Origin of the sequence: Methylacidiphilum caldifontis (assembly GCF_017310505.1) — a bacterium.
Lineage (GTDB): Bacteria > Verrucomicrobiota > Verrucomicrobiia > Methylacidiphilales > Methylacidiphilaceae > Methylacidiphilum > Methylacidiphilum caldifontis.
In genome coordinates this window covers 45,416-72,224 of the sequence record NZ_CP065957.1, presented here as the reverse complement: position 1 = coordinate 72,224, position 26,809 = coordinate 45,416, and the positions used below count along the sequence as shown (strand labels likewise).

Genomic DNA, 26,809 nt, shown 5'->3' with positions numbered 1-26,809 from the left:
CTCTGGTAAAAACGCACAAACATTCTCTTTACAATAGATAAGGCCTTTGAGCTAAAAGATTACAATTATATTTGTAAAAAAAACAACAATTTGTGAATTTTTAGCTTACAAAAGGCCTAAAATTGAAAGGTTTAACATATAGATTTTTGAAAATCCTCTTTTTGTTAGGTTTTTTATTAGGATCGCACTGCTTTTTTTCTCTTGCCTTCGGCTCTAAATCTTTTGTCAAAGAAAAAATCATCGCTTTTTCAGAGCTTCATAAAAAATTAACTCAATTAGGAACAAAACCTCACAATGTTTGGACTTATGGAGAATTTACAGCATGGGGAGAGGTTAAAGACGGGGTATTTGCCGCTAGCTATCCCAAGCTGCTCAGCTATGGTTTCCTTCAAAAAATCACTCCATTTACGGTTTCTCCTATGGAAGTGATTGTTCAGATAGCCGTTTGTGAAGCTGATTTTCCCATTCCAGCCATGAAAGAAGGCATGCGATTTGAAATTACAAAATCTGAACCTGCAGAGGTAATTGAAATGATTCAATCCAATTGCTTTTATGCCCGCCTAAGACTTTCTGCTCCCCCTCGAATTCTATCTATCCCCAAGGCAGAAAAGGTCGATAAGAAAAAAGCCAAAAAAGAAACTCGACAACAAAAAGAAGCCTTCGCCAATGGGCAGATCGAAGGAAGTAATAATCCTGAAGAACAAATAGCTGACCAACCCCTTGTAGTCCATTTTTCAGATATTGAAAGGGCATTGAAAAAAAGAGGTCCTCATCCTATAGAAACATGGACTTATGGACGTTTTTCAGTGGACAGCCCGCTTAAAGACGGTCTTTTCATCGCTCATGAAGCAGGACTGGCAACCCGAAGAATTGTTGAAGGGGTCATCTCTGCCGGAATCATTTTCCCTTTTGGAGAGAGATATGACAGCGCGATTTTCGTTTCAGATATCCCTAATCTCAAGATCCCTAAAAAATCGGTAATTGAAATTCCAAAGAATCATCCCGCCCGTGTTGAAGAAATCGTAAAGGCTGGAGGACTTATCGTGCGCATCAAACTTGAAAATATACCTAAGGTCGAACAAGAAGGCAGTTCAGACGGAGCCAAAGACTTTTTTTCTCCTCTTATTCGTGTTTTTTCTCCATAACTTCATTGATCGAATTTTGATCCATAAAACTTTCTTTTAGTTTTCTTACTTTAGAAAGCCCCCTTTGCATGTCTTCTTTTGCTGCCATAACAAGTGAAGGAATAGAAACAATCTCTATTGCTTTGAAAATACTTTTCCCTTCTACATTGAAATCTTCAACCCACCAAAGATTCTTATAACCGGAGTTTTTAATCAAGCAGTGCCCATAGCCCTTAATCTGAATCGTAACCTTCCCATAACCTAACGTTTCGTTTAAGAGCTGTTGGTCTGCTAGCGATAAGGGCAAAAGACTCAGAGGAATCACTTTTGATGCTTTTGTAAAATCATATACTTTTGCTAATCGGCTCATCTCCACGAGAAGATAGGGTGCATTCATCAATCCATCTTGGGGGAGATTAGAAAGTTCTTTAAGACTAAGCAAAGAGATCGAAGGAAGGTGACTTTGAAATTCAATCAACCTTTTAGGCAAGTTGCCTACCTCAAGCCACTTAAGCTTTCCAGATTGGAAAGCAGCCCAAAGACCACAAATTTGACTTTCCACAATTGTAAGCCTTGGATTCGTTTCGAAAACAACCTCAACCTCTCCTCCCTTTAGAAAATGTAAGAGCTGTTCCAATGCTTGATTTTCATCAAGAAAAATCTGGTCGGGCTCTTTTCCTTCCTCTTGTTCAACAAAAGATAGGTATATCTTTTCAAAAAGCTTATGCATCCTTTTTACTTAGCTGACCACCACGGATTACTCTCCAGCCGTTGACCATCGTTTCAATGACCGACACCCTTCCTAAGATGTCTTCTCGAACAACGACATAAACATGGACAAGGACAAAAGAAGCAAAAAGCCACATCCCGAGATGATGAAAACTATGAAGAGTTTGGCTACTGCCAAAGATAGGAATGATCCAAATTGTAAAAAGGTAATAAGCCCATGTTCCCATCCCATCCATTTCACCAAACAAGGCTAGGCCCGTAATGAGCATAAACCAGTCGAGAATAAAGACTAAAAAAGTGGCAAGTCGGTTTAAGGGGTCTGCTCCCTCATATACTATGGGTTCTTTTTCAAGAAAAAGATACCATTTGATTTTCTTTATCACTTCGATCCAGAAAGATTTTTCGAATAGAGCTAAATGAAGAAAATCTCGACCAAACCTATTCCCTACCAAAGCCCAGTAGATTCTTACCATCAGGCCCACGTCAAACACCAATGCAGCGATAAAATGGATATATCTAATATAAGCAAACTCGAAATGACCAAAGGCTTCTCCTCCAATACTTGGGGGAGGATGGGCGATCAGATAACCACTAATCGCTAAAACAAAAATCGAGGCTGCATTAATCCAATGCCATAGCCTAATGGGAGCCTCGTACACATAAACGGCTTTTGTCACCCATTTTTTTTCTACTTCTGTTTCCATGGTTTTTATAAAATTCTTACCAGGGCAAGCTCTCTTCCTCTCAAATCGATAACATGAGTAGAACAGGCAAGGCAGGGATCAAAACTGTGAAGCGTGCGTAATATTTCAAGAGGTTCTTCGGGTTTTGCCAGCGGAGTGTCAAGCAAAGAAGCTTCGAAAGCTCCAATGTTTCCCTGGGGATCTCGGGGTGAACCATTCCAAGTAGTAGGAACAACTGCTTGGTAATTTTCTATCTTGCCATTTTTTATACGAATCCAATGACCCAGAGAACCTCGTGGAGCTTCTACAAAACCAACACCCTTGGCTTCAGAAGGCCAACGGCTAGGATCCCATTTAGTGGTATCCGCTGTAGCGGTTTGTCCAGAGGAGATATTTCCTAGAAGCCTTTGATAAAATTTCTTTAACATCTTTGCACACCAGTCGGCTTCCAAGGCCCTGGCTAATGTTCGACCTAAAGTCGAAAATAGAGCTTCGAAAGGCACTCCCAGTTGACTTAAAGCTCTTTGGACCGGTTCCTTAAAATCTTCCCTACCGGAAGCATACCCAATGATAAACCTTGCTAAAGGACCTACTTCCATAGCCTTGCTCTTGTAACGGGGGGCCTTTATCCAGGAATACTTTGCTTCTTCATCCAACTGTTCGATGTGCGTTTTGCTTCCTTTCGTATTTGGTCCTAAGATGAACTGAGGCTCAGTTATGCCCTCCCATGGATGCCTGCTTTCAGCTGGATCGGGGTAGCGATACCACGAATGGAAAACATATTCTCGAATTTGTGAACTATCTTGCAAATCAACTTCTTGAATATTTTTTAAATCCCCATTGATTATCGCTCCCCGGGGAATCAAAAGATTAGAGGCTGAATAATCATTAGCTTTATCGGGGATTTCCCCATAGGAAAGAACATTTTTAGAAGAAAGTCCTCCCCCATAAAGCCAGTCTTTGTAGTAGGAACCAATAGCCAAAATATCAGGCAGATAGACTTGCTCGACAAATGTCACCGTTCTGTCTATAATCGAAGAAACCAAGTTAAGCTGTGCCATGTTCACTGGAGCTCCAGCCCCCATGGTTTCATCGATATTGATTGCACAAGGAACCCCACCCACAAGCCAATTGGGATGAGGATTTTTTCCTCCAAAAACGGTATGAATTTTTACGATATTTCTTTGAAAATCGAGTGCTTCAAGGTAGTGTGCAACAGCCAGAAGATTAACTTCGGGTGGCAGTTTATAAGCAGGATGCCCCCAATATCCATTTTTAAACAACCCAAGCTGACCACTTTCCACAAACTGCTTGAGTCGATTTTGCACATCGGAAAAATAACCCGGGGAAGAAAGAGGATAGGAAGAAATTTTTTGTGCTATTTCAGTAGTCTTTTGAGGATCAGCTTTTAAGCAACTGACAACATCCACCCAATCCAAGGCATGAAGATGATAAAAATGCACTAGGTGATCATGAACCATTTGTGTCAGATGCATGATCGTACGTATGCAATGAGCATTTTCGGGAATTGTTATACCCAGAGCATTTTCCACAGCCCTTACGGAAGCCAAAGCATGAACACCCGTGCAAACCCCGCATATTCTCTGGGTAAATGCCCAAACATCTCTTGGATCCCTTCCTTTTACAATCAGCTCAATTCCTCTCCACATTGTGCCGCTGGAGACCGCATTGCGAATCACATTAGCCGAATCGATGTTTACTTCACAGCGCAGGTGCCCTTCTATCCTTGTTACAGGATCGACGACAATCCTCTTTCCCGTTTTATCCAAGCTAAATCCTTCAGGAGTTTTCTTTAGGTCGTTCACGATCTTTTCTTTCCTCTAGCATGTTTTCTACAGATCCACTTTTAGGAGACTGGGCAGTTGCTTTCTTGATCTTATTTTTAAAAACACCGCTAGCTATAGCATGAACGGCCATAGCTGCTCCAGCCGCTCCGAGAAGACTAAATCCAATCTTATCGGCATCGGTCTCTACCCCTAACACATTAATATTGGACAGCCGACTATAAAAAGGACCGTTATCCCAAAAACCATCTTCAGAACAACCAATACATCCATGTCCCGCTTGGATTGGAAAAGAAACTCCCCCATTCCACCGTGTAGTCGAACAACCGTTATAGGTCGTAGGCCCACGACAGCCAACCTTGTATAAACAGTATCCTTTTTTGGCCCCTTCATCATCCCAACGCTCGACAAACTGACCGGCATCAAAATGACCCCGTCTATAGCATTTATCATGAATCCTCTGGCTATAAAACATCTTTGGCCTATTGCGAAAATCAAGCTCAGGTAGCCGATCGAAGGTAACCATATAGGTAATAATCCCCGTCATGACCTCAGCAATAGGAGGACATCCTGGAATACGAATAACCGGTTTATCCTTTATCACTTCATGTATGGGGACAGCCCCTGTAGGGTTAGGTTTTGCCGCTTGCACACAACCTGAAGAAGCACAACTACCCCAGGCGATAATCGCTTTTGCATCTTTTGCAGCCCACCTCAGCTGTTCTATAAACGGTTTACCCCCAACAATGCAAAACATCCCCTCTTCCTTGGTCGGTGGATTGCCTTCTACAGCCAAAAGATATTTTCCTTTGTAATCCTCAATGGTCTGTCGCAAAGATTTCTCAGCCTGTTCTCCCGAAGCGGCCATAAGCGTATCATCATAATCCAAGGAAATCATTGAAAGCAGGACGTCTTTGACCAAAGGATGTCCAGAACGGATAAAAGATTCAGAACAACAGGTACATTCCAGCCCATGTAACCACACGACGGGAAGCCGTGGTTTGGTTTCAAAAGCATGGACAATTTCGGGAACCATTTCTAGACCAAAACCCAAGCTTAGAGCTGAAAAGGTACAAAACTTGAGAAAACTTCTCCGGCTAATACCCTGTCTTTGAATTAAGGAATAAAAAGAGTCGTCGTCCATAACTCCCCGTTTTATCCCCATTATATGTTATTACAGGATTTTAACAATGAGGAAGCTTTCTGCTAAAATGCGTCACGGAAAATAGTCCTATATGTCCTCTTAACCCCTATTTCTACACTGGGGTTTTCCATAATCACAATATCAGTAAAGCGTCATAAAAACCTGATGTATACAACTAACATGGATGTAATAATATAATTAATATTTTCAATATGGTTATATATATTACTAAAAATAAATTTTTTAAAAATATTTTATTTACTTATACATCTTGATGGATTATAAATTTTATTAATCAAACCAAAGGAGAAAAATATGGCAAAAGTTCTTTGTGTTCTTTATCCTGATCCCGTAGATGGTTATCCGAAGTCTTATATCCGGGATTCGATTCCTAAGATTGAGTCGTATCCTGGAGGTCAAACGGTTCCCAACCCAAAAGGCATAGATTTTGTTCCTGGAGAACTGCTGGGGTCGGTTTCCGGTGGATTGGGTTTAAGGAAATACTTGGAAGGACTGGGTCATCAGTTTGTTGTCACTTCTGACAAGGATGGACCCAACTCTGTTTTTGAGAAAGAACTCCCTGATGCTGATGTAGTCATCTCTCAGCCCTTTTGGCCCGCCTATCTCACTCCGGAAAGAATCAAAAAAGCTAAAAATTTAAAGCTAGCTATAACAGCGGGCATAGGTTCAGACCACGTGGATATTCAAGCTGCAGTTGAAGCAGGCATAACTGTTGCTGAAATAACCTATTCAAATAGTATCAGTGTGGCTGAACATGTTGTGATGATGATTCTTTCACTGGTAAGGAACTACTTACCTTCTCATGAATGGGCAGTAAAAGGGGGATGGAATATCGCTGATTGTGCCGTGAGGGCCTATGATTTGGAAGGAATGCATGTGGGAACGGTAGCTGCAGGAAGAATCGGCCTTGCGGTATTAAGAAGGTTAAAACCCTTTGATGTTCACCTCCATTATACCGATACACACAGGTTGCCAGCCGAAGTGGAAAGAGAACTTGGAGTGACCTATCATCCTGATGTATACGATATGGTTCCTCACTGCGATGTCATTACCATTAATTGCCCTCTGCATCCTTCTACCGAACATCTTTTTAATGATCGACTTTTCGAAAAGTGTAAGAAAGGGACCTTTTTAGTTAATACGGCAAGGGGCAAAATCTGCGATCGAGACGCCTTAGTAAGGGCTGTTCAAAGTGGTAAAATCGCTGCTTATGCGGGCGATGTATGGTTTCCTCAACCCCCACCGGCTGATCATCCCTGGAGGACCATGCCCTACAACGGAATGACTCCTCACTATTCAGGGACAACTCTTTCAGCCCAGGCGCGGTATGCTGCAGGAACAAGAGAAATCCTCGAATGCTTTTTTGAAGGCCGTCCGATACGAGAGGAATATCTTATCGTAAAAGGAGGAAAACTGGCTGGAGCAGGAGCTCATTCTTATACCGTGGGAAGCACAACGAGGGGTGTCGAAGAAGCCTTGAAAAAGGCATAGTTTTTAAAGTTGAATTAGCGGCTTTTTCTTTCATAAGGAGAGAAAAAGCCGTTTTTTTTATTTTTCAGTTCATAAATATGATTAGATCACCTTTACTCATCAGTGGGAGAAAACCTCTTTATGAACCAACCAACTAAAGCTCCCACACCAAAGCCACCCGCATGAGCCCACCAGGCTACACCACCAGAAGCAAAGCTTTCAGGACTCATCAGTAAAAAAGTTCCACTGAATAGCTGCATTAAAAACCAGAAACCTAAATAAAAGAGAGCTGGAATTTCAACAAAACTATACCATCCAAAAACAGGAAGCAGGGTAATGATCCGGCTATAGGGATAAAAGACAAAATAAGCCCCAAGAACTGTAGCAATTGCACCCGAAGCCCCAATAATCGGTAATGTGGAATGAGGATCGGAAAGGATTTGAATGATTTCAGAGACTATTCCTCCAATGACATAAAAAAACAGATAGCCAAGGTGTCCTAACCGGTCTTCAACATTGTCCCCAAAAATCCAAAGATAGATCATATTACCAATAATGTGGAAGAACCCTCCATGAAGAAACATAGAGCTGAAAAGAGGGACATAACGCTTAATATCCCAGAATTGGCCTCCAAACTCTGTCCAATAAACAAAGCGTACAGGGACATTCCCATAGTCTAAGAGAAAATTGTTCAAGTTTTTTCCTAATTTAAGCTCATAAAGAAAAACAACAACGTTGACCAAAATGAAGAAAAGGTTAACGAAAGGAATTTTCTTGCTCGGAATGGTATCGGCTACAGGAATCATAACAATTAACAAAACAAAAAGTTTAATTGACTCTCATCTTCAACTTATTTCTTCCTAAAACAAAATTATAAAATATCTTATGTCCAAGCGGGATAATGCCAGGGATTTAAAGAAAAGTTGAAAAATACTTGTGCGTCTTGCTTCTGACTTGCTATTTTGGTTAAGGTTTATTTTACTCCCTTTCCAATCGATTATTTTATTTCTCCAATGAACAGCTCTTCTTTTGTCAAAATAGGTTTGTCTTATGGGAAAACTCCATCTGATGTTCTTGAGTCTTTAGCCCGTCAGGGAATTAAACAGCCTGAATTTACGGTTTGCTTTGTATCCAGCGAACTTGACCAGAAGCAATGTATAAAGGAGATAAAGCAGTCACTGAAGGGCCATCTTTGGGGACTTTCTAGCGCAGGCGAATTTAATGGGATACAAGAAGAAATGACATGCGGAGGGATTTTTCTTCTTTCCATTGAACCCCTAGGCGACGTCCTTGTTTCAAATGTAGCTATTGGAAAGATTGAAGAAAAGGCTGAAAAAACTGCAAAAGAGATTGTTAAGACCGCATTTGAGGGACTGAAGTTTAGCCCAGAACTTCTTTATCTTGGTTTTTCGGGCAAAAAGCCATCTGAAATGCTTAAAGTTAATCCTTTTTCTCTTCTCGTAGCCCATTCCCGAATTGGCACTGAAGAGGAATGCTTGAAAGGTATCTGTGAATCGGTTGGTCGGGGAGTTCGGATTGCAGGCGGCAGTGGGGCTGATTCTCTTTATCTAGAAAGAGTTACAGAAACCTACTGTTATGCAGAAGAGAAAGTCGAAAAAAATGCTTTGTCGGTGCTTGCCCTTGCATCCACGCTTAAAAACGGAGTGGGCATAGCCAATGCTTTCCGACCCATCCCTGGTAAAGGAGCCTTTGTCACGAAAAGTTCGGGAAGGGTTGTCTATTCATTAAACAACAGAGTTGCTGCAGATGTATATACAGAATTGACCAACTGTTCTAGCTGGCAAGACGCTACAAAAGCTTTCAACAGTCATCCTTTTGGCATCGTAGAACCCGTAAGTGGCTATTGGCATGTCCATAGCCCAGCGGTAATTCAAAAAGATGGCTCCCTTGTTTTCTTTTCTGAAATTCCTCAAGGATCCGGGGTTTCGCTGCTTGAAGCAGATCCCCAAAGTCGTGTTGAATCTACCCGAAGAGCTGTGCAAAGAGCGATAGCCGATGCAGGGTATCCGGAAAAGATCGCTGCTGTTGTTTTTTTTAATTGCATTCTTTGTCATCAACAGGCTGAACGGCTGCAAACAGGCAGAGCGGAAATTAAAGCTGTCAAGGAACTTGTCGGCGAAAATGTACCGCTTATCGGAGCCTCGACTTACGGGGAAACAGGTTATACTCTTTCAGGAACGGTAGGACATCACAACCAGACCACTACAGTCTGGCTACTCGGTGATGAGCCAATAACTCGCTAGTTTACTCTTAATATTTTCTTTTCCAACTATTCTTTCCAAGTTATTTTGGACCTATTGTTTTATAAAATGCAAAAAAAGATAGGTCGGTGGGTTGTTTGTTTTCTATATGGAGATCTTCTGATTACTCTTTCTTCCTTTCCTGGACAGGTGCTAGCTCAAGTTACCCTAAGTATTTCTGACAAAATTCTTCACGCCACTGCTTATGCAGGGCTCGGTTTTCTTTTTAGCTGGGCTTCAACCCGATTTATCCTAGGTATCGTTCTTAGCTCTCTTTTTGGGGCTCTTGATGAAAACTATCAGAGGCTTGTTCCTGGAAGAGAGTGTGACCTCTACGATTGGTTTGCCGACTGCTTTGGAGCGATTATAGGAACATCACTTTATTTTGGGTTAGCCCGGTTTTTTTCTACACAAAAAAAAATGCCACAGGAAGATTTGAACAGTAAAGCTGCTGATGGCGGTTAATCTTCTTTACGTTGCGCATTGATTTCAATGAGATGGCCATCGGGATCGAACAGAAAAATCTGAGGGAAACCTGCAACACTGTCTAATTTAACCCATAGCCGTAAGGATGGATTGGCGTGATCTTCCCTATATCCCTGTTTTCTTAACCACTCTAAAGCCTCATTAATGCTTTTTACCCGAAAAGCCACATGATGATCTCTGGTATTCATGCTAAAATCTGGACTCTTCTTTTCATCAGTCCACTCGGTTAAATGCAGTTGTTGGGTACCCACTTGAAACCAAGCTCCAGAAAAAGGAAAAGGAGGCCTTTCAATCTGTTTTAGCCCAAGCAATTTTGAATAAAACCCTACAGATTGATTGAGATCTTTTACCGGCAATGTGACATGATGGATGGATTCAACTATAAGCATATAAAAAACTTGTTTTTTAAAAATATTATCCGTAGGCTAGATTCTGAATAGAAAAATATTTTAACTGACTATAAAAGAATATGAAATGCTGGTTTTGTGAAGAAGAAGCTAGAGGAACATGTGCCGCCTGCGGTCGAGCTCTATGTCATGGCCATGCCCATATCCATGATGAAATGACACTGGCTAAATCGGATACCAGTACAGGGTATAGCAGTTATTACAACGTCTATGGAGCTTTAAAATGTTCTGAGTGTAGGCTTGAATGGCGATCCTTTAAGCCCATGGGATAGAAACTTTTATCAAAGGGATGTGCCAAGGGCTAACTGCCTAATTTTCAAAGACAAATTCCATCGACCGGGCATCTCTTCATGCCACCATTGTGGGGTTGTTTTCACCACGTCAAGCTTTCTGCGAAAGCCAAATTCAAACCCAGCAGGAATCAGTATTCCATCACTTTGATCATAAGCTTGCTGCAATTTTAGTAATGCCTCTTCATAAGAAGCACACCTTTCAGTATCATGGCTTTCGGGAAAACCAATGAGCTTTATCGATTCTTTCTGGAAAAGAGCTCTTTGTTCGGGCCACCATGGTTGCCGGCCATCCCACCAAAAAATGGAACTGGCCATGAAATCAAAACCACTTTTGGCTATGCTCACAACTTGTTCAGGAGGACAACCTAGAGCTTCACCAAAGAATTTAACCTTCGAATTAACCAAGTGGGCATGGGAAATAAGTTCTTTCCATACTTCAGGAGGAATTCCATAGGCATAATCAGCCCGAAATCCATCTACTCCAATCCATAGCCAATACTCAATCACTGATTTCAGGTATGCGATGAGGCTGGGATTCGAATGGTTATACTGTGCTAAGTCCTTCCAACTCACCCACTGCCCATTATCCATGCAACCCGGATTTTTAGGATGATTCCCCTCCCAAACAATCCAATCAGGGTGCTCTTTAATTAATGGGGAATCAATAGCGATATGGTTAGCTACTAGATCAAGCCAAACTTCGATGCCCTCTTTATGACATCGATTTAAAAATTCTTTAAACTGCTCAATTGTTCCATATTCGGAAGAAATAACCTTCGGATTTAATATCGCATAAATACTTCGAGATGATCCACAAGGACTTATAGGGTTAATGAATAGAACCTTAAAACCCATCCAACCGATGCGATCTATCTGGCTTTTCCAATTTTCAATTTTACCAAACAGTCTAGGGAAAAGGTTGTAAATCCATAACTTTTTCTCTTTTTGAACCATAACTCTTATTCTTTCTTTACAAAACAGCGTTATAAATTCATTTTTAAGAGAAAATTCCCATTATTTAAATCCTACATTTTCACTTTTTACTGAGCTTTAAGGCATAACCCGGTAAGCACGCTCTATAAGCTCATAGAGTTGAGGAAGCCAGGAATCCCCCCAAAACAGATAACAGCTTGTTTCTGCTTGAAGAACCAATCTTCGTACTTCTTGGAGTTTTTGTCTAAACTCAAGATCACTTGTTGATCCTCCAGCTTTAGCTCTTTGCCAATAGGTTGCACTCAGTTTGTATATCTCTTTTAAAGCTTGTTTCTGAGCCGCGCTCCCCGCCCATTGTGAGAAATCATACCCGGAAGTTGACCCCACATTCCAAGCCCCGGTACTCACTTCTACCTTTTCAACCGGAGGATATTCTAAAATGAACTGGCTTAAGAAAACGGTATCAATTCCTTCCCCGGAATATTTCTTTTCTACGTAAGGAGCGAAGAAATAACCCCAAAAATTCGCTCCATCACTCAAATTTCTAAACCATCCACCGTTTTCCCCATCTGTCCATGTTGTAATTAAAACAGGAGGCATAACAGCCTTCGTCTTGTTTTTAGCCTCCGCTGAAAACCATACTGGATCCATTCCGCTTTGTTGGGCATTGCTCAAATCCCTTTCCCTTGGAACGACTGTAATCCATTTCCCTTTCCATTCAGCCTTATAGAGCTTATAAGGAGAGGCTATCTGGCCATCGGCTTTTCGAATATGTACGCTATCAATGATCACATACCTATATCCCGCTTCCACCAGGTAAGGGATCATCTCCTTTCTAAATCCCATTTCGGGAGGGAAAAAACCGACCGGCTTTTTTCTAAAAACTCTTTCAATAATCTGTTTATGAAGCCAAAGTTGCTCTTCCCAATCCTCTATAGGGATTATTGGGAATACAGGATGAAAATACCCCATTCCTACAAGTTCAATATTGGGAAGCTCCCTGTAGCCTGCAAGCATTACCCCTAAATCGATTATGCCTTTACTCTTTTCCTGAATATGAGGATCAGTAAGCTGTTCAAGCAGTGTCCCAGAAAAACCAATGTGGACTTTTGCGCTTTGCTCAAAGCGTTTCAAAAACCGTATCGGCCTTTCATAAGCCAAAAGAATTTGCTCGGCTTCCCAGCGATTCGTATCTAACAAGAGGGCTAAGTTACCCAAAGGCTGGTGCATATGGAGTCCAAGAGCATGAAAAATCCCTGGCATACTCTTCTATTTACATTAATTTTTTTTATTTTAAAAGAACTTACAACAAAGAATAATAGCAACGCTCGGTTAGTGCTGCAACAGAGTCCCAACTGAAAGACTCTTCAGCTGCCTTTCTCCCATTCTGTCCCATCCATCGGCTATGTTCAAAATTTTTCATAATTTCGCAACATCCCCAAGCTATGGACTCAGGAGTAGGATAAACTTTATAGCCGTTGACTCCATGCCAGACAAACTCTGCACCGTTATGCGTGGCTATTACAGGCTTGCCTGCCGCCCAGCCTTCAAGAGCAGCTATACCGAAAGGTTCGTTGCGAGAAGGCAGTACAACGGCATCAACCGCCCTAAAAATATCCTGAAGATCAGCACCAAACCGATGACCGATAAATCGCACGGCATGCCTTATACCAAGCTGCCAGGACCTTGACTCGAGTTGATGTCTTAGATAACCATCTCCAGCAAAAATAAACTTGCTATTGCCATTGAATTTAAGAATCCATGGAATGGCTTCAAGGAGCAAATCAGGCCCTTTTTGATGAGTTAACCGTCCACAAAAAAGAAAAGTAGGATCCATAGGTCCTATACCATACCTAGCCTTAACACTCCCTGGATCAATAAATCCACTAAAGGGAGCAACACTGATCCCATTAGGAATAACCCATATCTTCCCTTCCCATTGATGATAGATCGATACAATTTCCCATTTCAAATGGTTGGAAACAGCGATAATCTTATCAGAATAATGAGCACCCTCGCCTTCAAGATGACGTATTCTTGAGGATGTCCCCCCAAAATGACGATTCCCACATCGGCCATACTCGGTTGAATGAAGGGTAAAAACAAAGCGCCTGCCTCTACCCCACTTTGCCCATTTTCCAGCCATGGAGGTTAACCAGTCATGGGCATGAACAATATCAAAACTTCCCGCATAATCCTCCTCTTTCCAAAGATGACCCACAAAGGACCGACACAAATTGTGCATTTCGGTTATAAAGTCAGGATGAAAGGCAAAATCACACCGGTGGTAATGAACTCCATCTATACAGTCATAATGGCTCATCCAGCTTTGCCTACGTGTATAAACATGAACTTGATGTCCACGACGCGTCAGTGCTGCAGCCAGTTCAGTAACATGAACAGCTAACCCCCCTACGGCAATGGAATGGAGGGTTTCCCAGGAAAACATGGCTATTCTCATTTGATAGAAGAAAGAGAATTTTTCAGGTTAATACTTGATAAAAATAATAAAACCAGAGAGGACTTGCAAAAACAGGAAAGATAGGTAAGCTTTTGCCTAATATAAAATAAATGAATTTCCGGAACAAAAATGAGTCAATATAGAGGAGTTCCTTTTCAAATATTTCGCGATATCTTTACAGATTCTTAAAATAGAACCCTTTTTTCTTTCATCTTTTTATAAAACCGATACGATCTTTGCCAACAAATCCAGAAAAACGGACATGAGTTTTTTTGATATTCCTTCCCTTAAAATTCCTCACCGGTTATTGATGGGACCCGGTCCAAGCATGGTGGCTAAATCGATTCTAGAAAAAATGAGTTGTGCTCCTGTTGGGCATCTCGATCCCTATTTTCTCCTTTTGATGGATGAAATCAAAAGGATGTTACGGGAAATTTTTCAAACTTCAAATGAATTTACCTTCCCCATAAGCGGGACAGGTAGTGCAGGGATGGAGTTTTGTCTTGTTAACTTGGTTGAACCCCAGGACAAGGTTCTTATTGGGATCAATGGCCTTTTTGGAAGACGTATCGCTGACCTTGCCCTAAAACTTGGAGCCGATGTCCATACTCTTGAAGTTCCATGGGGAGAATCTATCGAAGCTGAAGAGCTTCAAAAAGCCCTCGAAAAGACTCAACCCAAACTCGTTGCCTTAGTTCATGCTGAAACCTCCACTGGAATAGGCAATCCCGTGGAAGAACTCGCCCCTCTTATTTCCCAAAGTGGTGCTCTTTTTATCCTCGATACAGTTACCTCCCTAGGAGGAAGTCCCGTATTCATTGACCGTTGGAAGGTAGATGCCACTTTTAGTGCGACTCAAAAATGTATTGGGGCTCCACCTGGATTAGCTCCTGTTTCCTTTAGTCCAAAAGCCATGGAAGTCGTCTTGAAAAGAAAAACAAAAATCCCAAGTTGGTACTTTGATTGTAGCTTGCTCCACGGATATTGGGGAACCGAACGCATTTATCATCATACAGCCCCAATCAACAACAATTTCGGTTTACATGAAGCGCTTAGGTTAATTCTCGAAGAAGGACTTCAGAAAAGATGGGAACGTCACCAAAACGCCCATCTTCAATTAAAAAAAGGTCTTTCCAAACTTGGCCTTACGTTTTTTACTCCTGAAAATCGCCGGCTCTGGCAGCTTAACGCTGTTAAAGTCCCGGAAGGAAAAGACGAAGCCCTCCTCCGCAAAAAACTCCTTGATCAATACGGAATTGAAATAGGTCCAGGATTGGGTCCTCTTAAAGGAAAAATATGGCGGATTGGTCTTATGGCCGAAGGTGCTCAGCAGAAATATATTGATCAATTACTGGATGCCCTAGAGAATATTTTAAAAAGTTAAATCAGCTAAGACTGAAGAGAAAGGACAAATTCCCGGATTTTTTCCGGTGGTCTTCCCAAAATAGCTTTATCTTTATATTCAACAATCGGTCTCTGAATTATCTCCGGATGACTAGCGATAATATCAAGAAGAGCTTCATCTAAATATTGGAATTTAGCTATTCCGAGTCGACTATAAGCTTCTTCTTTTGTTCTCAGGATTTCTGAAGGTTTTAGACCTATTTTTTTCAAAAGTATAGACCATTTTTCCTTGCTAAGTGGATGAGCGAAATAATCGATCGGTTCGTAAACTACCTTCAACTCTTCAAGAAGAGCTACAGCTTTACGACAAGTAGAACAAGTCGGTTTAATATAAATGAACAATTTGTCAGCCATTGAACATATCTTGTTTTTTTGGTTTCAAAAAGTCAAACTCTGTTTCTTTAAAACTACCTCATGCCCTATACCTGATTAATGGAACATCGCGTCAAAAGGTTCTAGAGTTTTGTTCCAGAAAGGTGTTATTCCAGTATATCGGAGTCCGGCAATCCAGCAGTATTACAGGTAGAAAATGACCAGCCAAAAAAAGGATAAAAAGCTTTGCATATAGAGTGAATTGGCTCGAACAAGAATAGCCAATGAAAGTAAGCCTATTTGAGTCATGTTTTTTGGAACAGGCTTTATCCTTTGGTCTAAAAAACCCAAGCAGCATAGAAGAAGCAAAATCGAATAAAAGACAAAAATTTGTTTTTTTTTAATCTGTTCAATTTTTAAAGATGTGTCAGTATAAATGTAAGCAGACAGTTTCTATGAAATTTCCTGTCTTTATTTTTGTTTTTATCCTGTTGTTTGTTCTTGTGTGGGGATTTGCTTTTTATTATGTTTCGACAAGGTTTTAGAGGCTATCTTAAAATTTACACATTTTTGATTAGTCTAGAATAAAGCTGATTGCTTCAATACTCATAGAAACTTCTTTTATTCTAGGCTCAAGATAGAGGCTAGAACCTAACTTCTCACATCGGTAATATCAAACTAGGCTCACCACCAAACCTGTAGGATAATCAATCCAAGAGCATAACCATTTCATTCAACTGTATTGCCTAAATTCTTCTATGAGCTTAAGCCTCAACTCATTCAGTCCTTGTAAAGTATGTAAACAGCAAAAGTCCATTTTTTTGAAACAATCATCTATCCTACTTTTGAAAAACTCCCTTGGTTGCTCGCTGTGATTTAATCGAACTGTAGTCCATCTTGATAGGCATTCATTCCGTCTTTAACCATTAATGCCAAATGCTTAGAAAGCCCAGGGCTGGCTTTTCACTCCATTTTTTCTTTCCACAGGCAAAACCATCCTAATAAAGTAAATTCCTGAGTCCATTGTCCAATTTTCAAAAGGAAGGTGTTATCTGGCTCATTCTGATTTTCAGATATGAATGATTCGGAAGCTTCAGCTAAAGAATGTTTCTCTTTTAAAGCACGCAGAAAACAAAAAGCCGGATATTCTATCTCTTTGATATAAGGAATATTTCTAAAACGATGCACAACTATCCAGTGTTTTCTTTGATTAAGACTTATTCTCTGGTTGCGTTTCTCTTTTAGTTTTTTTCTTCTATCGGTTATAGCTTTTTCACTCAAATTGTCGTAAGATTTTTGGGAATTTGAGGCAATAAAATTTTCGACCTCAAACTTAAGCTCCAAAAGGCTAATATGCGGTTGAAGATCAATCTGTAAATTTTCTAAGGAACCTTCTACTATTTCTTTTGAACTGATTGGGGGCCGCTCAGGAGCATCAAAAGCAACAAAGAGAGCTTTTTCGAGCCTCACCATATCGATCGCTGCATCGTGATGAAAGCCAAGCAAGCCCGGGTTCTCTTTTAAAAATTGATCTAATTTTTCTCCAATATTCCAAAGAGTAGGATAATGAGGAGGATATTTATCGAGGAAATACTCCACAACTTTTCTAAAGCTTTTTTCTCCAAGAAGAAGATAAAGACCAGCAAAATCCTCTCTAAAAGCTTCCAGGATCTTAAACCAATACTGTTGGTTATAAACTTCAAGCCGTTCAAAAGAGCTCATCGAAGCAGTCGGCTTGATAATGTTCTGGGCCAGCTTGAGAACAGACTGCCCTTGTGCGGTTTTCTTTCTCATCCGATCTCTTGCCGTCAGTGGAGAGCGAATCAAACCCAAAACAACACGCTGGAGTTCTTTAAGATTTTCTACTGTTTCCGCATCGAGGAATATCGAACTAGAAAGTTTCAAGGTAGGATTTGGCTTTAAGCGCTTCATTATAAACTTCATCAAAGGAGGGGATCGAATCATCCCATTCTAACAATGTCGGCCTTGGACCAGCATGTCTGATGACTTCTTCATAAAGCCTCCACACGGGCTCTGAGACAGGATGATCGTGAGTGTCCAAGATATAGTTTTCCAGGCGGCTATGCCCAGCAATATGAAGTTGAATAATCCTATTAAGGGGAATGTGATTTAAGTAATCATAAGGATCAAACCCATGGTTCTGAGAATTTACATACAGATTATTTACATCAAGCAGAATGGCGCAATCGGCTCGCTCAACCACTTCGGTGAGGAATTCCCATTCGGTCATCCTTGAAGCACAATACTGAGCATAGCTGCTTATGTTTTCCACTCCGATGGGAATCTCAAGAAAATCCTGTGCTTGCTTAATCTTTTGTGCCGTCAGCTTAGCCGCAGCCAATGTATAAGGCATGGGCAAAAGATCGTGAACGTAGCGACCATCTACACTACCCCAAGCCAGATGATCTGTTAACCAGGGGGTTTTTGTTTTTTTGACCAACTTCTTCAGTCGTCTTAAATGGTCGCAATTAAAGGGATCGACTGATCCGAAATAAAGCCCTACTCCATGTTGAACAACTCTATAATCTTGAAGTATCTTTTCCAATAGAATTTCAGGTTTTCCTCCATTACCCATGAAATTTTCGGAAATAATTTCAAACCAACTGACTACCGGTTTCTTTTGTAAAATATGTTGATAATGAGGAATCCTTAGTCCGATTCCTATCTGATAGTCCTTGAAAAAGCTAGCGTAGTCAAAAGCCATGAATAATGGAGTTGCAGCTCAAAAGATAGCTTAGCTTTTAATAACACTTTAAAATATCAACAAGTCTAACAACAAGAAGTGGAAGCCTGAGGTTTTTCTCCTTTTTTACCTTTCTTCTTTCCCTTGCAACTTTGCTTTCCTTTACAACTCATCTCAGCAAAAGCTCTAGGATCAGCAGATTTTCCGGCAATTTTATTGAGGCCTTTGACCTGTCCACTTAAAGCTGTTCCAGCAAGGATCCCTAAAATAACCGATCCAACTACCGCAGAATGAACTGGTTTTTTCATGAGAATTGCTCCCTTTTTAAAATTTAAAATTAGTTTTTAGCTATTTTGGGTTCATTATTTGTAATTGTTTATCAAAAATATGTCAATTTACTTTTGTTTCTTGTTTCTTATACATCACTCAGCTTTTTGCTAAATAGCCATGATATTTTTTCTAATAGCCTTAGCCGGCTAAAACGGTTTTTTAGAAAGTTTAAAATTAAATAATAAAAACAACTTTCTACTTGTGAACAGCTTAAACTTAAAGGGACCTCTTCCCTTCTTATAAAGGAGAAAAAAACATTATTTTTCTTATAATAAAGATGTTATTTGATGTGTTTGTTTATGTAGATTTTTTGATTCATTAGCCAAATCAATAAAACTCAGATATCATCTTTAGGCCTTATTTTCAATACTAAAAGTATAACTATAGCCAGATCCGTTGCTCAGTTCAATACTCCCGAACCATGCGTAATATCCAATCCATTATCAGGAACAATAGACTAACCTATTACCAAGCAATCTTGTTTTGGGAAATTTAGTGATATTTTATGAAAATTTCATGCGGGATTAGATATTAATGTAGCCATCAAAAAAAAATACTCAAACCCAAATCCCATCTATGGATTTTATAAATTAATTCTATTTCCTCACTATTCGCAATGATCAATATAATTTTTATTTTAGCCTACATTACAAAGATAATCATCCAGATCTATGGATTTCAAAAATGCTCTTTATATTTTATTAGAGTCAGGAATTGGACCTTAGATAGTTTAGGATCTCTTGCTCAATCTGGGCAATGTCTTAATTGTCAAAATCAAACTGCCCTTCTACTAGATCGAACAGTTCTTATGCTTGTTTAATACATAAGCCAAGAGCAAGACCGATCTTATCTATTTTAAATAAAAAGGCAATCAGCCTTTAATAATAGAAATTGAGTCAGTTCAAGTAGGCAAGTATAATTCTATTGTTTTCAGCCTCTTTTTTAGATTCAAAGCAAAGAACATCCTAAATTTTAAATTTTTTTATTCAAAAAAAACTAAAAAATTATTTATTTAATTGAATTCTTACTCTTAGCTATTACCCAATTGAACTAAGTCGATTTCGATTTCCTCTGGGTGCCGGTGCTTTGGTCACTTTTTTTTTCTCTTCTAATTTCTCTACAGGATTGTTTAACCTTTTTAATCTTTCTTCCAAAGCTGAAATAATTATCATAGCAATCTCGTCATTAGGGACATCAGCAATCCATTTTCCTTTGGAATCAATAAGAGCAATTAAATGGGGTTGATAAGAAGATTTTTGCCATTTAATAGGTAATTCAATCATTGTGGTTTCTCCTATCTTAATTTTTAAAATTATATAACATTTTTAAATCAAATAAACAACAAAATTTATTTGTGAAAATTATTTTTTTTCAAAATATTTCTCCGCAATTTTAAAATTTCTGAATATCAGATATTCATAAAGTATTAAATTCAAAATATATACAATTTAAACTACCATCCATACTTTTAGTAGTTATCATTGAAAAAAAAACTTAAGCTCCAGGATATGAACACCAAGGAAGTTCAGCATCGGTCGATTTTTTACTTAAAGCTATAAAAAAAGTCTGAGAAATAGCGCTTGGTGTTTTTGAAATGAAATGTTAAAACTTCAAGTTAATGGGCTTAGAAAGCTGCTTATAATAGATAAAACCAATACTGGTAAGGCATAAAATCCAGCTGCACCTTGGTTATGTTCAACCATAAAAACATCCCTTTATGCTTAGATACATGAGAAATGGGATATAATTGTTAATAATAATAATAAAATCTACCGAACTTACGCCGCAGTGCTCCACCCATAATCGCGCGGAGATTTAGGTGGTGGTGAAGCGGCGATATCGTCTGTCAGAGCGATTTTGTTGACATTGAATGGAAGTTTAGTATATTCACAAAACAGATTGTTTGGCCGGGAACCGGCCAAGCGTGGAGAGAGTTAATACTCTCGTAGAAGCGCGAAACTCACGCCATACCATCAGGTTGGCAGGAGTAGTTCATAAGGCCAAGGCTATTTATGTACAAAAAGTTGTATCCTGAACCAGAAAAAACAGATCTTTTAAAAACAAACTAGAACAATGAGCATATCTTTCAAGTAGTATTGTGGGATATCAAAGAAGAGCAATACAGGGGTCTACACCGATCAGCCGGTAATTTTGCCAATTGATTCCCTTACATTAATAAAATAACCGCCCTCTTTATATTCTTATTTCATAACATAAAAAAGAACTATTTTCCCTGTAGTTTCTGTCAACACTCCCTTATTATTGAATCTTTTGATTTTCTTTACAAATCCAATTTCCCGGCTATTTGCACTGACGATATTCTTTCTTTTGAGGCAAAAAAAAATCTTTTTATGCTTTTCCCTATCCAGTAAATCCATTGAACCAATATAACGATAAACTACTTTGGAGAACGCTCAATTGAAGTTTTATGAAAATCCCATGGTCAAAAAAAGGAAAATAATCTGAACCATTCTCTCTTGCTTAATGATTTAATAGACAGCGGCTAACCCATGAAAAACTCAATCTTATGGAGCCTAGGGGATTCGAACCCCTGACCTCCTCAATGCCATTGAGGCGCTCTACCAACTGAGCTAAGACCCCTTCTCTTTTCAGAAATATTTTTTCATTCTTAATAAATAAAACAAGATCAAAAAAAGCAAGCTAAACCCTTCCATCAGACTTACTCATTGCTGCTCATACAGGAACAAGCTGACTTCCTACTTCATCGAGGCCGGTTTCACGCAGCTCTAGCATTTGTACCAAAACCTTCCTCACCACAGGCTTCACGTCCTGCAGGACCCGCCGCAAGGCCGTTTAAGGTAGCCAAGCCATGGATCAGAAGACTGGACATGCTCGAATAGAGCAATGCCCCACTTTGCACAACTTTTTCACGAACAGCTAAAGCTCCATTTTTCTTAGACATGAGCTTGCTCACGCTCTTCTTTTAGCATTCTGTAACCTTCTAAAATAAGTTCTTCAGTCATCTCCCAACCAATACAAGGATCGGTTATAGAAACGCCATACTTAAGAAGAGCTAAATTGGCTGGGATCTTTTGATTCCCTTCGTAGAGATAACTTTCAAGCATTGCCCCAATGATGTTTGTGTTCCCTTTTACCCTCTGTTCGAGTATGCTATGCCAGACAGATTTCTGGATATGATGCTGTTTCCCACAGTTAGCATGGCTACAATCAATCATGAGCCTTGGAGGCAGTCCGGCTTGTTTAAGCCTTTCAATGGCGTCTTGAATACTTTCAGGATCATAGTTAGTTCTGGTTCTTCCTCCCCTTAAGATTACATGGCCCCATTTGTTGCCCGTGGTTCTAATAATACTGGTCATTCCCTGTTCATCGATTCCAAGAAAACTATGAGGATACATGGCGGCTCCCAAGGCATCAAGAGCAATCTGCAAAGTGCCATCTGTACCATTTTTAAAACCCACAGGCATAGAGAGTCCACTAGCCATTTCCCTGTGATATTGAGACTCAATTGTTCTGGCCCCAATTGCAGCCCAACACACCAAATCAGAAATGTATTGAGGAGTAGTCGAGTCTAAAAATTCCGTTGCCGTAGGAATTCCCATCCCAACGATATCCAGAAGGATCGTTCGCGCTAGTTTTAATCCTTTTTCAATGTCACAGGAGCCATCAAGATGTGGATCATTAATCAGCCCTTTCCACCCTACAGTCGTTCGAGGTTTTTCAAAATAGGTCCGCATCACGATAAATATCTCTTTCTCTACTTTTTGCCTAAGATCTTTCAGCTTAAGGGCATACTCGATTGCCCCTTTGGGATCATGAATTGAACAGGGTCCAACAACGACTAAAAACCGACTGTCTTCTCCCGACAAAATCGCCCGTATATTTTCACGTGCTTCAATAACCGTCTTGTAAATTTTGTCGGTAATCGGCAGCATCCTTTGCAGTTCAGCTGGAGAAATAAGTCTTTCTACCTGCCTTACGTGAGCATTAATAATAGGAATCATAAAGAAAATTACATTGTATTCGGATTCAGAACAAAATCAACTGAAGTTCATCATTGTCTGTCCGAAGGTTTTTTAGCTACCAGTTGCAACCAGATCTTTCGATGAGGAGCAGGCAGGGGTAAAGATAAAACATTTTTTTCTTCTACCCATTCTCCCTTTAAAGGTTGTGTTTTTAATCCTCTCTTATTCCAAGAGGCTTCGTAGGCTTCAAGGAAGATTCTATATCTTGTAAAAGAATAGCGAAGAGAAAAAAGCATCGCTTTTTGTTCCATGAACTCTGGATCAAACAGGGGAAAGACCCATAATCCGCAGTATCTTTTCTTTCCAAAACTTTCTTGCTGCATCCAAAACCGATTTTTTTCTCTTATAATCGCTATTTTTTCCTCTTTTTCCTCAATTGTAACCTTAGGTCTTATGGCTAAAAGCCCAGGTTGTTTGGCTTTACATATTTCTTTTAATACGCACAGCTTGCACTTAGGATGTTTAGGTCTACAAATAGCTCTACCAAAATCCATGAGAGCCGAATTATAATATGAGGCCTCAATATCTTCAGGCATTAGAGAAGTGGCTAAGGTAAAAATTTTTCTAATCGTTTCTCTTCGATGGACGGGTTGGTCTATAGCCATGAGTCGTGCTATAACTCGAATGACGTTTCCATCCAAAGCCGGAACTTTCCTTCCGAAAGCAAGGCTTGCCACGGCATTGGCTGTATATGGACCAATCCCTGGAAGTTTCAGCAGTTCTTTAGGCTCTGAAGGAAGCTCTCCTTTTTTTTCAAAATAAACCCATTGAGCTATTTTATGCAGATTTCTAGCGCGTGAATAATAACCTAATCCTTCCCAAGCCCTTAACACTTCTTTCTCTGGAGCTTCAGCAAGGCTTCTCCAGTTTGGAAATCTTTCCATCCAAGCTAAGAAATATGGGATTACTGTCTCAGCCTGGGTTTGCTGTAACATCAGCTCAGATACAAGAATTGAATATGGAGTGGGCGCCTCTCTCCAGGGATACCGAAAACCATTTTCCGAGTGCCATCGGGATATCAATGCCCAGAAACTTTTCTTGAAATTAGGTTCGATTGCCTGTTCCAATAAAAGTATATTATTTTGGTTTTCCATGACTTCTTCTTCCTATAGCTTCAGCTTCGATGAGAAACAAATTAAAAAACTCAAAGACATAATTATCCAAAAAGGCTTTGAGCTTTCTCCTCTAGACCATGGTTTGTTTAGGGCCAAAACAAAAGGAACAGTGATACAAGCCTATAAAACAGGCAAAATCCTCGTCCAAGGAAAAGAAGCCCTTGAATTTGCTCAAAACGTAATAGAACCTGAAATCCTGGGGAAAGTGAGCATAGGCTATGAAGAAGTTCTTCATCCCGAATACTTCGAAGCGCATGCAGGTATTGATGAGTGTGGCAAAGGAGATCTCTTTGGTCCTCTTGTTGTGGCCGCTGTGTTTGTGGATAAACAGAGTGCAAGATTATTTATCGATGAAGGAATAAAAGATAGTAAACGGTTCAATTCAACCAACCGAATATTCGAGTTGGCTTCTTTGATAAAGAAAAAGACCGATTATGCTCTTTTTTCTCTATCACCGTGGCGATACAATGATCTTTATGAAAAAAAGTTTAGAAACCTTAATTTGCTACTCGCTTGGGCTCATGCTTCAGCTTTTCAAAAACTTTTACACATTAGACCCGACTGCCCTAAAGTGCTGTGTGATCGATTTGCCAAGCCATGGGTACTTGAACAATCGTTCAAAAAAATGGGAATACACCATGAGCTAGAACAGATGACCAAAGCTGAAAGCGATCCAGCTGTCGCTGCAGCCTCCCTGTTAGCCAGAGCTACTTTTCTTGAAGAGCTATCCAAGCTCAGTAAGGAAGTTGGTTTTTCCTTACCCAAAGGAGCTTCAGCCAAAACAGCCGAGCTAGCTAAGGAGATATTTTTGAAAAACGGTAAGCAAACCCTAAGAAAAGTAGCCAAGATGCATTTTAAGACCATCCAGAAGATCTTGATTGAAAGCCAAAGTTAAGCGTCAAAATTGACTCTTAAGCAGCCCTAAAATAGCAAAGATATTCAGCTTACTTTTTAGGCCGATCATTAAAAGCTGTTAAGATGAATGAATTGGCAAAACTCGATTGTATAGGCCAAAAAAGAGCCCATCTTCTTGAAAAACTGGGTATTTCATCCCTAAAGAAGCTCCTTCTATACCTGCCCTTTCGTTACGAAGATCGCAGTGTGCAAAAACCGCTCTCTGTTGCCTATGGAAATGAAAATATCCTGTTTAAGGCTACGGTCATCGACGTTAAAAAAGGAAGGCTAAAAGCCAGGGAGATTATCAAAGCTATTCTTCTGTCTTTAGATAACCCCTCTGAAAGGCTCAACTGCATTTGGTTCTGGAAAATGATACCCGAATATCTTGCTTTGGGGAAAAAAGTTGCCGTTTTTGGAACATTACGGATTTACAAGGGAAAATGGACCATGTGGCAACCAGAAATCGAACCTTTTGAAGAAGAACCTCCTTTAAAATCATCCCTCAATATGGGCCGGATCGTCCCTATATATTCCACGACTTCTGGTCTTTCACAAAAAATCTTAAGACAGATTATTTACTGCCAACTTTTAAAAATCAGCCCTAATCTTGCCGATCCCTATCCTTTACCCACTGATCTTAGCCTGCCCACTCTGGGCTTTGCCCTAAAAAATGTTCATTTCCCAGATAATCTCGAACAGATTCAGAGTTGTAAAGACCGTCTTGCTTATCACGAATTTTTCGTTGAACAGCTTCGAATGGCTTATAGGAAAAAAAATCGGGCTACAATAAAAAAACAAAGACCTCCCCAACGTTTCTCTCTTTGTCCCCTTTTCCTTTCTTCCCTTCCCTTCGATCTCACATCAGCTCAAAAAAAAGCTATCGAAGAAATTAACAGGGATTTAGAACTCCCTACACCCATGAACAGGCTTCTACTAGGAGATGTCGGATCTGGAAAAACTCTTATTGCTGTCTATGCAGCGATTAAAACCGTCGAAAGAGGACAAAATGTTTTGTTTATGTCTCCTACTGGGGCTTTAGCAAGCCAACATTATCTTACTTTAAAAAAATGGCTTAGCCCTCTACGCATTCCCCTTTTTTATGTGAGTAGGGATTTTGGCCAAAAGCAAGAAACCCAGCCTTTAGAAGCTCAAAATAACTCTATTCATAATGAACAGCCCTTTCTTTTCCCTTCAGATTCTTTTCCCGGAAAAGTGTTCGTCGGTACACATGCCTTGCTTTTTCGCTCTTTTGATCCACAATCCCTGGGGCTTGTGATCATTGATGAACAGCATAAATTCGGAGTAGAACAACGCAACGCACTGACCAAAAAGGGGCTCTATCCCGACATCTTAACCATGACGGCCACCCCCATACCACGGACTATGGCTTTATCTCTCTATGGTGATCTTGACTTTTCTATTCTTGATGTCCTTCCTCCCAATCGAGGAAACATTGTAACGGTTATACGTTCCTCTGCAGCCCTGCCAAAAATCTGGGAATTCATGAAGAAATCACTCCGCCAGGGTCATCAGGCTTATGTGGTTTTTCCCACCATTCATGAATCGAATGATCCTGAGCTGCTTTCTCTTGAAAAGGGCTACGAAGAACTTAAAAAGATTTTTAAGGGGTTTTTGTTGGGTAAAGTCCATGGTGAGATGACCCCTTCAGACCGAGAGTTGGTCTTCGAGTCATTTAGAAAGAATGAAATCAGCCTTTTGGCCGCCACCTCTCTCATAGAGGTTGGAATAGATGTCCCCAACGCTCGCATAATGCTCGTTTTTGGAGCTAATCGATTTGGGCTTGCCCAACTTCATCAAATCCGAGGAAGAATAGGCAGGGGTCCTGGGCTTTCTTATTGTATCCTGATGGCTGATAAACAAAGTCCAGAATGTCGAAACAGACTAAGGATATTGGAAATTTCTAAAGATGGATTTGAAATTGCAAAAGAGGATATGAAACTAAGAGGACCAGGTGAGTTTTTTGGTCCTCTTCAAAGCGGAAAACATAACTATACTACCGCTGATCCCATAGCCCAAGAAAACCTTTTACTCAAAGCAAGACAACAAGCCCTAAAATTGATTTCAGAAGATCCCGATCTTTCCCTCAATCCAAAACTGCGTAAATATCTCAAAGAAGAAAATCTCAATCTATTCGAAACATAAAAATAAATGGGATTAAATGAATAATGTCTTTTCTACAATAAAAAAACTCCATTATTATAATAT

General features: G+C 40.0%; 25 protein-coding genes and 1 tRNA gene. 8 read left to right on the top strand and 18 right to left on the bottom strand.

What is annotated here, in order from left to right; genetic code table 11:
* Positions 1-146: 146 nt before the first annotated feature.
* Positions 147-1,145 (top strand): hypothetical protein, encoded by a 999-nt coding sequence (locus IT6_RS00325; protein ID WP_206826743.1) that lies wholly within the window; start codon positions 147-149, stop codon positions 1,143-1,145.
* On the opposite strand, the gene IT6_RS00320 is transcribed toward IT6_RS00325, so the two are convergent.
* From IT6_RS00320 to IT6_RS00305, 4 genes are read right to left on the bottom strand one after another with little or no spacing between them, the layout of a single operon-like run.
* The gene (locus IT6_RS00320) at positions 1,123-1,854 is read right to left on the bottom strand and encodes a hydrogenase expression/formation C-terminal domain-containing protein (protein WP_134439226.1); all 732 of its coding nucleotides are present in this window, start codon (positions 1,852-1,854) and stop codon (positions 1,123-1,125) included. The two genes, IT6_RS00325 and IT6_RS00320, sit on opposite strands and share 23 nt — an antisense overlap.
* Positions 1,847-2,557, bottom strand: a complete 711-nt coding sequence (gene cybH, locus IT6_RS00315) for a Ni/Fe-hydrogenase, b-type cytochrome subunit (protein WP_206826741.1) — start codon at positions 2,555-2,557, stop codon at positions 1,847-1,849. Before cybH ends, IT6_RS00320 begins: the two co-directional genes overlap by 8 nt.
* Positions 2,558-2,562: 5 nt before the next feature.
* Positions 2,563-4,365: a nickel-dependent hydrogenase large subunit gene (locus tag IT6_RS00310; RefSeq protein WP_206828395.1), complete on the bottom strand. Its 1,803-nt coding sequence runs from the start codon at positions 4,363-4,365 to the stop codon at positions 2,563-2,565.
* Positions 4,337-5,485, bottom strand: coding sequence for a hydrogenase small subunit (locus IT6_RS00305; RefSeq protein ID WP_305791982.1), 1,149 nt, complete (start codon positions 5,483-5,485; stop codon positions 4,337-4,339). The genes IT6_RS00310 and IT6_RS00305 overlap by 29 nt, the downstream gene beginning before the upstream one ends.
* A gap of 315 nt (positions 5,486-5,800) precedes the next feature.
* On the opposite strand from IT6_RS00305, the gene IT6_RS00300 reads away from it, so the two are divergent.
* Complete coding sequence (locus IT6_RS00300) at positions 5,801-6,997, top strand: NAD-dependent formate dehydrogenase (RefSeq protein ID WP_134439222.1); 1,197 nt, start codon at positions 5,801-5,803, stop codon at positions 6,995-6,997.
* 92 nt (positions 6,998-7,089) lie between these two features.
* Here IT6_RS00300 and IT6_RS00295 read toward each other — a convergent pair whose 3' ends face one another.
* On the bottom strand, positions 7,090-7,782 hold the full coding sequence (locus tag IT6_RS00295) for a rhomboid family intramembrane serine protease (RefSeq protein WP_206826739.1): 693 nt from the start codon (positions 7,780-7,782) through the stop codon (positions 7,090-7,092).
* A 156-nt stretch (positions 7,783-7,938) separates the two neighbouring features.
* Between IT6_RS00295 and IT6_RS00290 the strand changes: the two genes are divergently transcribed.
* Together IT6_RS00290 and IT6_RS00285 are read left to right on the top strand one after the other, a co-directional pair.
* Positions 7,939-9,240, top strand: coding sequence for an FIST signal transduction protein (locus IT6_RS00290; RefSeq protein WP_242524243.1), 1,302 nt, complete (start codon positions 7,939-7,941; stop codon positions 9,238-9,240).
* Between the two features lie 66 nt (positions 9,241-9,306).
* The gene (locus IT6_RS00285; RefSeq protein ID WP_166792807.1) at positions 9,307-9,702 is read left to right on the top strand and encodes a VanZ family protein; all 396 of its coding nucleotides are present in this window, start codon (positions 9,307-9,309) and stop codon (positions 9,700-9,702) included.
* Here the strand turns inward: IT6_RS00285 and IT6_RS00280 are convergent.
* The gene (locus IT6_RS00280; protein WP_134439219.1) at positions 9,699-10,112 is read right to left on the bottom strand and encodes a VOC family protein; all 414 of its coding nucleotides are present in this window, start codon (positions 10,110-10,112) and stop codon (positions 9,699-9,701) included. The two genes, IT6_RS00285 and IT6_RS00280, sit on opposite strands and share 4 nt — an antisense overlap.
* Positions 10,113-10,192: 80 nt before the next feature.
* Here IT6_RS00280 and IT6_RS00275 point away from each other — a divergent pair, with 80 nt between their 5' ends.
* Positions 10,193-10,402 carry a hypothetical protein gene (locus IT6_RS00275; protein ID WP_134439218.1) on the top strand — a complete coding sequence of 70 codons (210 nt, stop codon included), beginning with the start codon at positions 10,193-10,195 and terminating at the stop codon, positions 10,400-10,402.
* Between the two features lie 9 nt (positions 10,403-10,411).
* Here IT6_RS00275 and IT6_RS00270 read toward each other — a convergent pair whose 3' ends face one another.
* The 3 genes from IT6_RS00270 to IT6_RS00260 all read right to left on the bottom strand — a co-directional run bounded on the left by IT6_RS00270 (position 10,412) and on the right by IT6_RS00260 (position 13,805).
* Positions 10,412-11,377, bottom strand: a complete 966-nt coding sequence (locus IT6_RS00270) for an alpha-amylase family glycosyl hydrolase (RefSeq protein ID WP_206826737.1) — start codon at positions 11,375-11,377, stop codon at positions 10,412-10,414.
* A 96-nt stretch (positions 11,378-11,473) separates the two neighbouring features.
* Positions 11,474-12,619: a polysaccharide deacetylase family protein gene (locus IT6_RS00265; protein ID WP_206826735.1), complete on the bottom strand. Its 1,146-nt coding sequence runs from the start codon at positions 12,617-12,619 to the stop codon at positions 11,474-11,476.
* A 40-nt stretch (positions 12,620-12,659) separates the two neighbouring features.
* Positions 12,660-13,805, bottom strand: coding sequence for a glycosyltransferase family 4 protein (locus IT6_RS00260; protein WP_242524242.1), 1,146 nt, complete (start codon positions 13,803-13,805; stop codon positions 12,660-12,662).
* A 274-nt stretch (positions 13,806-14,079) separates the two neighbouring features.
* On the opposite strand from IT6_RS00260, the gene IT6_RS00255 reads away from it, so the two are divergent.
* Complete coding sequence (locus IT6_RS00255) at positions 14,080-15,201, top strand: pyridoxal-phosphate-dependent aminotransferase family protein (RefSeq protein ID WP_206826731.1); 1,122 nt, start codon at positions 14,080-14,082, stop codon at positions 15,199-15,201.
* 5 nt (positions 15,202-15,206) lie between these two features.
* Here IT6_RS00255 and IT6_RS00250 read toward each other — a convergent pair whose 3' ends face one another.
* From IT6_RS00250 to IT6_RS00210, 9 genes are all read right to left on the bottom strand, one after another.
* Positions 15,207-15,575, bottom strand: coding sequence for an ArsC/Spx/MgsR family protein (locus IT6_RS00250; RefSeq protein ID WP_206826729.1), 369 nt, complete (start codon positions 15,573-15,575; stop codon positions 15,207-15,209).
* A gap of 921 nt (positions 15,576-16,496) precedes the next feature.
* Positions 16,497-17,465, bottom strand: a complete 969-nt coding sequence (locus IT6_RS00245) for an HvfC/BufC family peptide modification chaperone (RefSeq protein ID WP_206826727.1) — start codon at positions 17,463-17,465, stop codon at positions 16,497-16,499.
* A complete protein-coding gene (bufB, locus tag IT6_RS00240) occupies positions 17,425-18,258 on the bottom strand; it encodes an MNIO family bufferin maturase (protein ID WP_206826726.1) in 834 nt (277 codons plus the stop codon). The genes IT6_RS00245 and bufB overlap by 41 nt, the downstream gene beginning before the upstream one ends.
* A gap of 65 nt (positions 18,259-18,323) precedes the next feature.
* Positions 18,324-18,545 (bottom strand): hypothetical protein, encoded by a 222-nt coding sequence (locus IT6_RS00235; protein ID WP_206826723.1) that lies wholly within the window; start codon positions 18,543-18,545, stop codon positions 18,324-18,326.
* 1,059 nt (positions 18,546-19,604) lie between these two features.
* The gene (locus IT6_RS00230) at positions 19,605-19,850 is read right to left on the bottom strand and encodes a hypothetical protein (protein WP_206826721.1); all 246 of its coding nucleotides are present in this window, start codon (positions 19,848-19,850) and stop codon (positions 19,605-19,607) included.
* Positions 19,851-21,095: 1,245 nt separating this feature from the next.
* A tRNA-Ala gene (locus IT6_RS00225) sits at positions 21,096-21,168 on the bottom strand.
* A gap of 136 nt (positions 21,169-21,304) precedes the next feature.
* Positions 21,305-21,490, bottom strand: coding sequence for a hypothetical protein (locus IT6_RS00220; RefSeq protein WP_206826719.1), 186 nt, complete (start codon positions 21,488-21,490; stop codon positions 21,305-21,307).
* On the bottom strand, positions 21,483-22,550 hold the full coding sequence (locus IT6_RS00215) for a 3-deoxy-7-phosphoheptulonate synthase (protein ID WP_206826717.1): 1,068 nt from the start codon (positions 22,548-22,550) through the stop codon (positions 21,483-21,485). Before IT6_RS00215 ends, IT6_RS00220 begins: the two co-directional genes overlap by 8 nt.
* A gap of 50 nt (positions 22,551-22,600) precedes the next feature.
* A complete protein-coding gene (locus IT6_RS00210) occupies positions 22,601-23,665 on the bottom strand; it encodes an A/G-specific adenine glycosylase (protein ID WP_134439204.1) in 1,065 nt (354 codons plus the stop codon).
* Between IT6_RS00210 and rnhC the strand changes: the two genes are divergently transcribed.
* Positions 23,664-24,581, top strand: coding sequence for a ribonuclease HIII (gene rnhC / locus IT6_RS00205; protein ID WP_134439203.1), 918 nt, complete (start codon positions 23,664-23,666; stop codon positions 24,579-24,581). The genes IT6_RS00210 and rnhC overlap by 2 nt on opposite strands.
* Positions 24,582-24,664: 83 nt before the next feature.
* On the top strand, positions 24,665-26,746 hold the full coding sequence (locus tag IT6_RS00200; protein ID WP_206826715.1) for an ATP-dependent DNA helicase RecG: 2,082 nt from the start codon (positions 24,665-24,667) through the stop codon (positions 26,744-26,746).
* Positions 26,747-26,809 lie beyond the last annotated feature (63 nt).

Coding starts and splice junctions, on each gene's coding strand:
- IT6_RS00320 (WP_134439226.1), bottom strand. CDS start 1,854: ATGCATAAGCTTTTTGAAAAGATATACCTATCTTTTGTTGAACAAGAG.
- cybH (WP_206826741.1), bottom strand. CDS start 2,557: ATGGAAACAGAAGTAGAAAAAAAATGGGTGACAAAAGCCGTTTATGTG.
- IT6_RS00305 (WP_305791982.1), bottom strand. CDS start 5,485: ATGGACGACGACTCTTTTTATTCCTTAATTCAAAGACAGGGTATTAGC.
- IT6_RS00300 (WP_134439222.1), top strand. CDS start 5,801: ATGGCAAAAGTTCTTTGTGTTCTTTATCCTGATCCCGTAGATGGTTAT.
- IT6_RS00295 (WP_206826739.1), bottom strand. CDS start 7,782: ATGATTCCTGTAGCCGATACCATTCCGAGCAAGAAAATTCCTTTCGTT.
- IT6_RS00285 (WP_166792807.1), top strand. CDS start 9,307: ATGCAAAAAAAGATAGGTCGGTGGGTTGTTTGTTTTCTATATGGAGAT.
- IT6_RS00280 (WP_134439219.1), bottom strand. CDS start 10,112: ATGCTTATAGTTGAATCCATCCATCATGTCACATTGCCGGTAAAAGAT.
- IT6_RS00275 (WP_134439218.1), top strand. CDS start 10,193: ATGAAATGCTGGTTTTGTGAAGAAGAAGCTAGAGGAACATGTGCCGCC.
- IT6_RS00270 (WP_206826737.1), bottom strand. CDS start 11,377: ATGGTTCAAAAAGAGAAAAAGTTATGGATTTACAACCTTTTCCCTAGA.
- IT6_RS00265 (WP_206826735.1), bottom strand. CDS start 12,619: ATGCCAGGGATTTTTCATGCTCTTGGACTCCATATGCACCAGCCTTTG.
- IT6_RS00260 (WP_242524242.1), bottom strand. CDS start 13,805: ATGTTTTCCTGGGAAACCCTCCATTCCATTGCCGTAGGGGGGTTAGCT.
- IT6_RS00255 (WP_206826731.1), top strand. CDS start 14,080: ATGAGTTTTTTTGATATTCCTTCCCTTAAAATTCCTCACCGGTTATTG.
- IT6_RS00250 (WP_206826729.1), bottom strand. CDS start 15,575: ATGGCTGACAAATTGTTCATTTATATTAAACCGACTTGTTCTACTTGT.
- IT6_RS00245 (WP_206826727.1), bottom strand. CDS start 17,465: ATGAAGCGCTTAAAGCCAAATCCTACCTTGAAACTTTCTAGTTCGATA.
- bufB (WP_206826726.1), bottom strand. CDS start 18,258: ATGGCTTTTGACTACGCTAGCTTTTTCAAGGACTATCAGATAGGAATC.
- IT6_RS00235 (WP_206826723.1), bottom strand. CDS start 18,545: ATGAAAAAACCAGTTCATTCTGCGGTAGTTGGATCGGTTATTTTAGGG.
- IT6_RS00230 (WP_206826721.1), bottom strand. CDS start 19,850: ATGATTGAATTACCTATTAAATGGCAAAAATCTTCTTATCAACCCCAT.
- IT6_RS00220 (WP_206826719.1), bottom strand. CDS start 21,490: ATGTCTAAGAAAAATGGAGCTTTAGCTGTTCGTGAAAAAGTTGTGCAA.
- IT6_RS00215 (WP_206826717.1), bottom strand. CDS start 22,550: ATGATTCCTATTATTAATGCTCACGTAAGGCAGGTAGAAAGACTTATT.
- rnhC (WP_134439203.1), top strand. CDS start 23,664: ATGACTTCTTCTTCCTATAGCTTCAGCTTCGATGAGAAACAAATTAAA.
- IT6_RS00210 (WP_134439204.1), bottom strand. CDS start 23,665: ATGGAAAACCAAAATAATATACTTTTATTGGAACAGGCAATCGAACCT.
- IT6_RS00200 (WP_206826715.1), top strand. CDS start 24,665: ATGAATGAATTGGCAAAACTCGATTGTATAGGCCAAAAAAGAGCCCAT.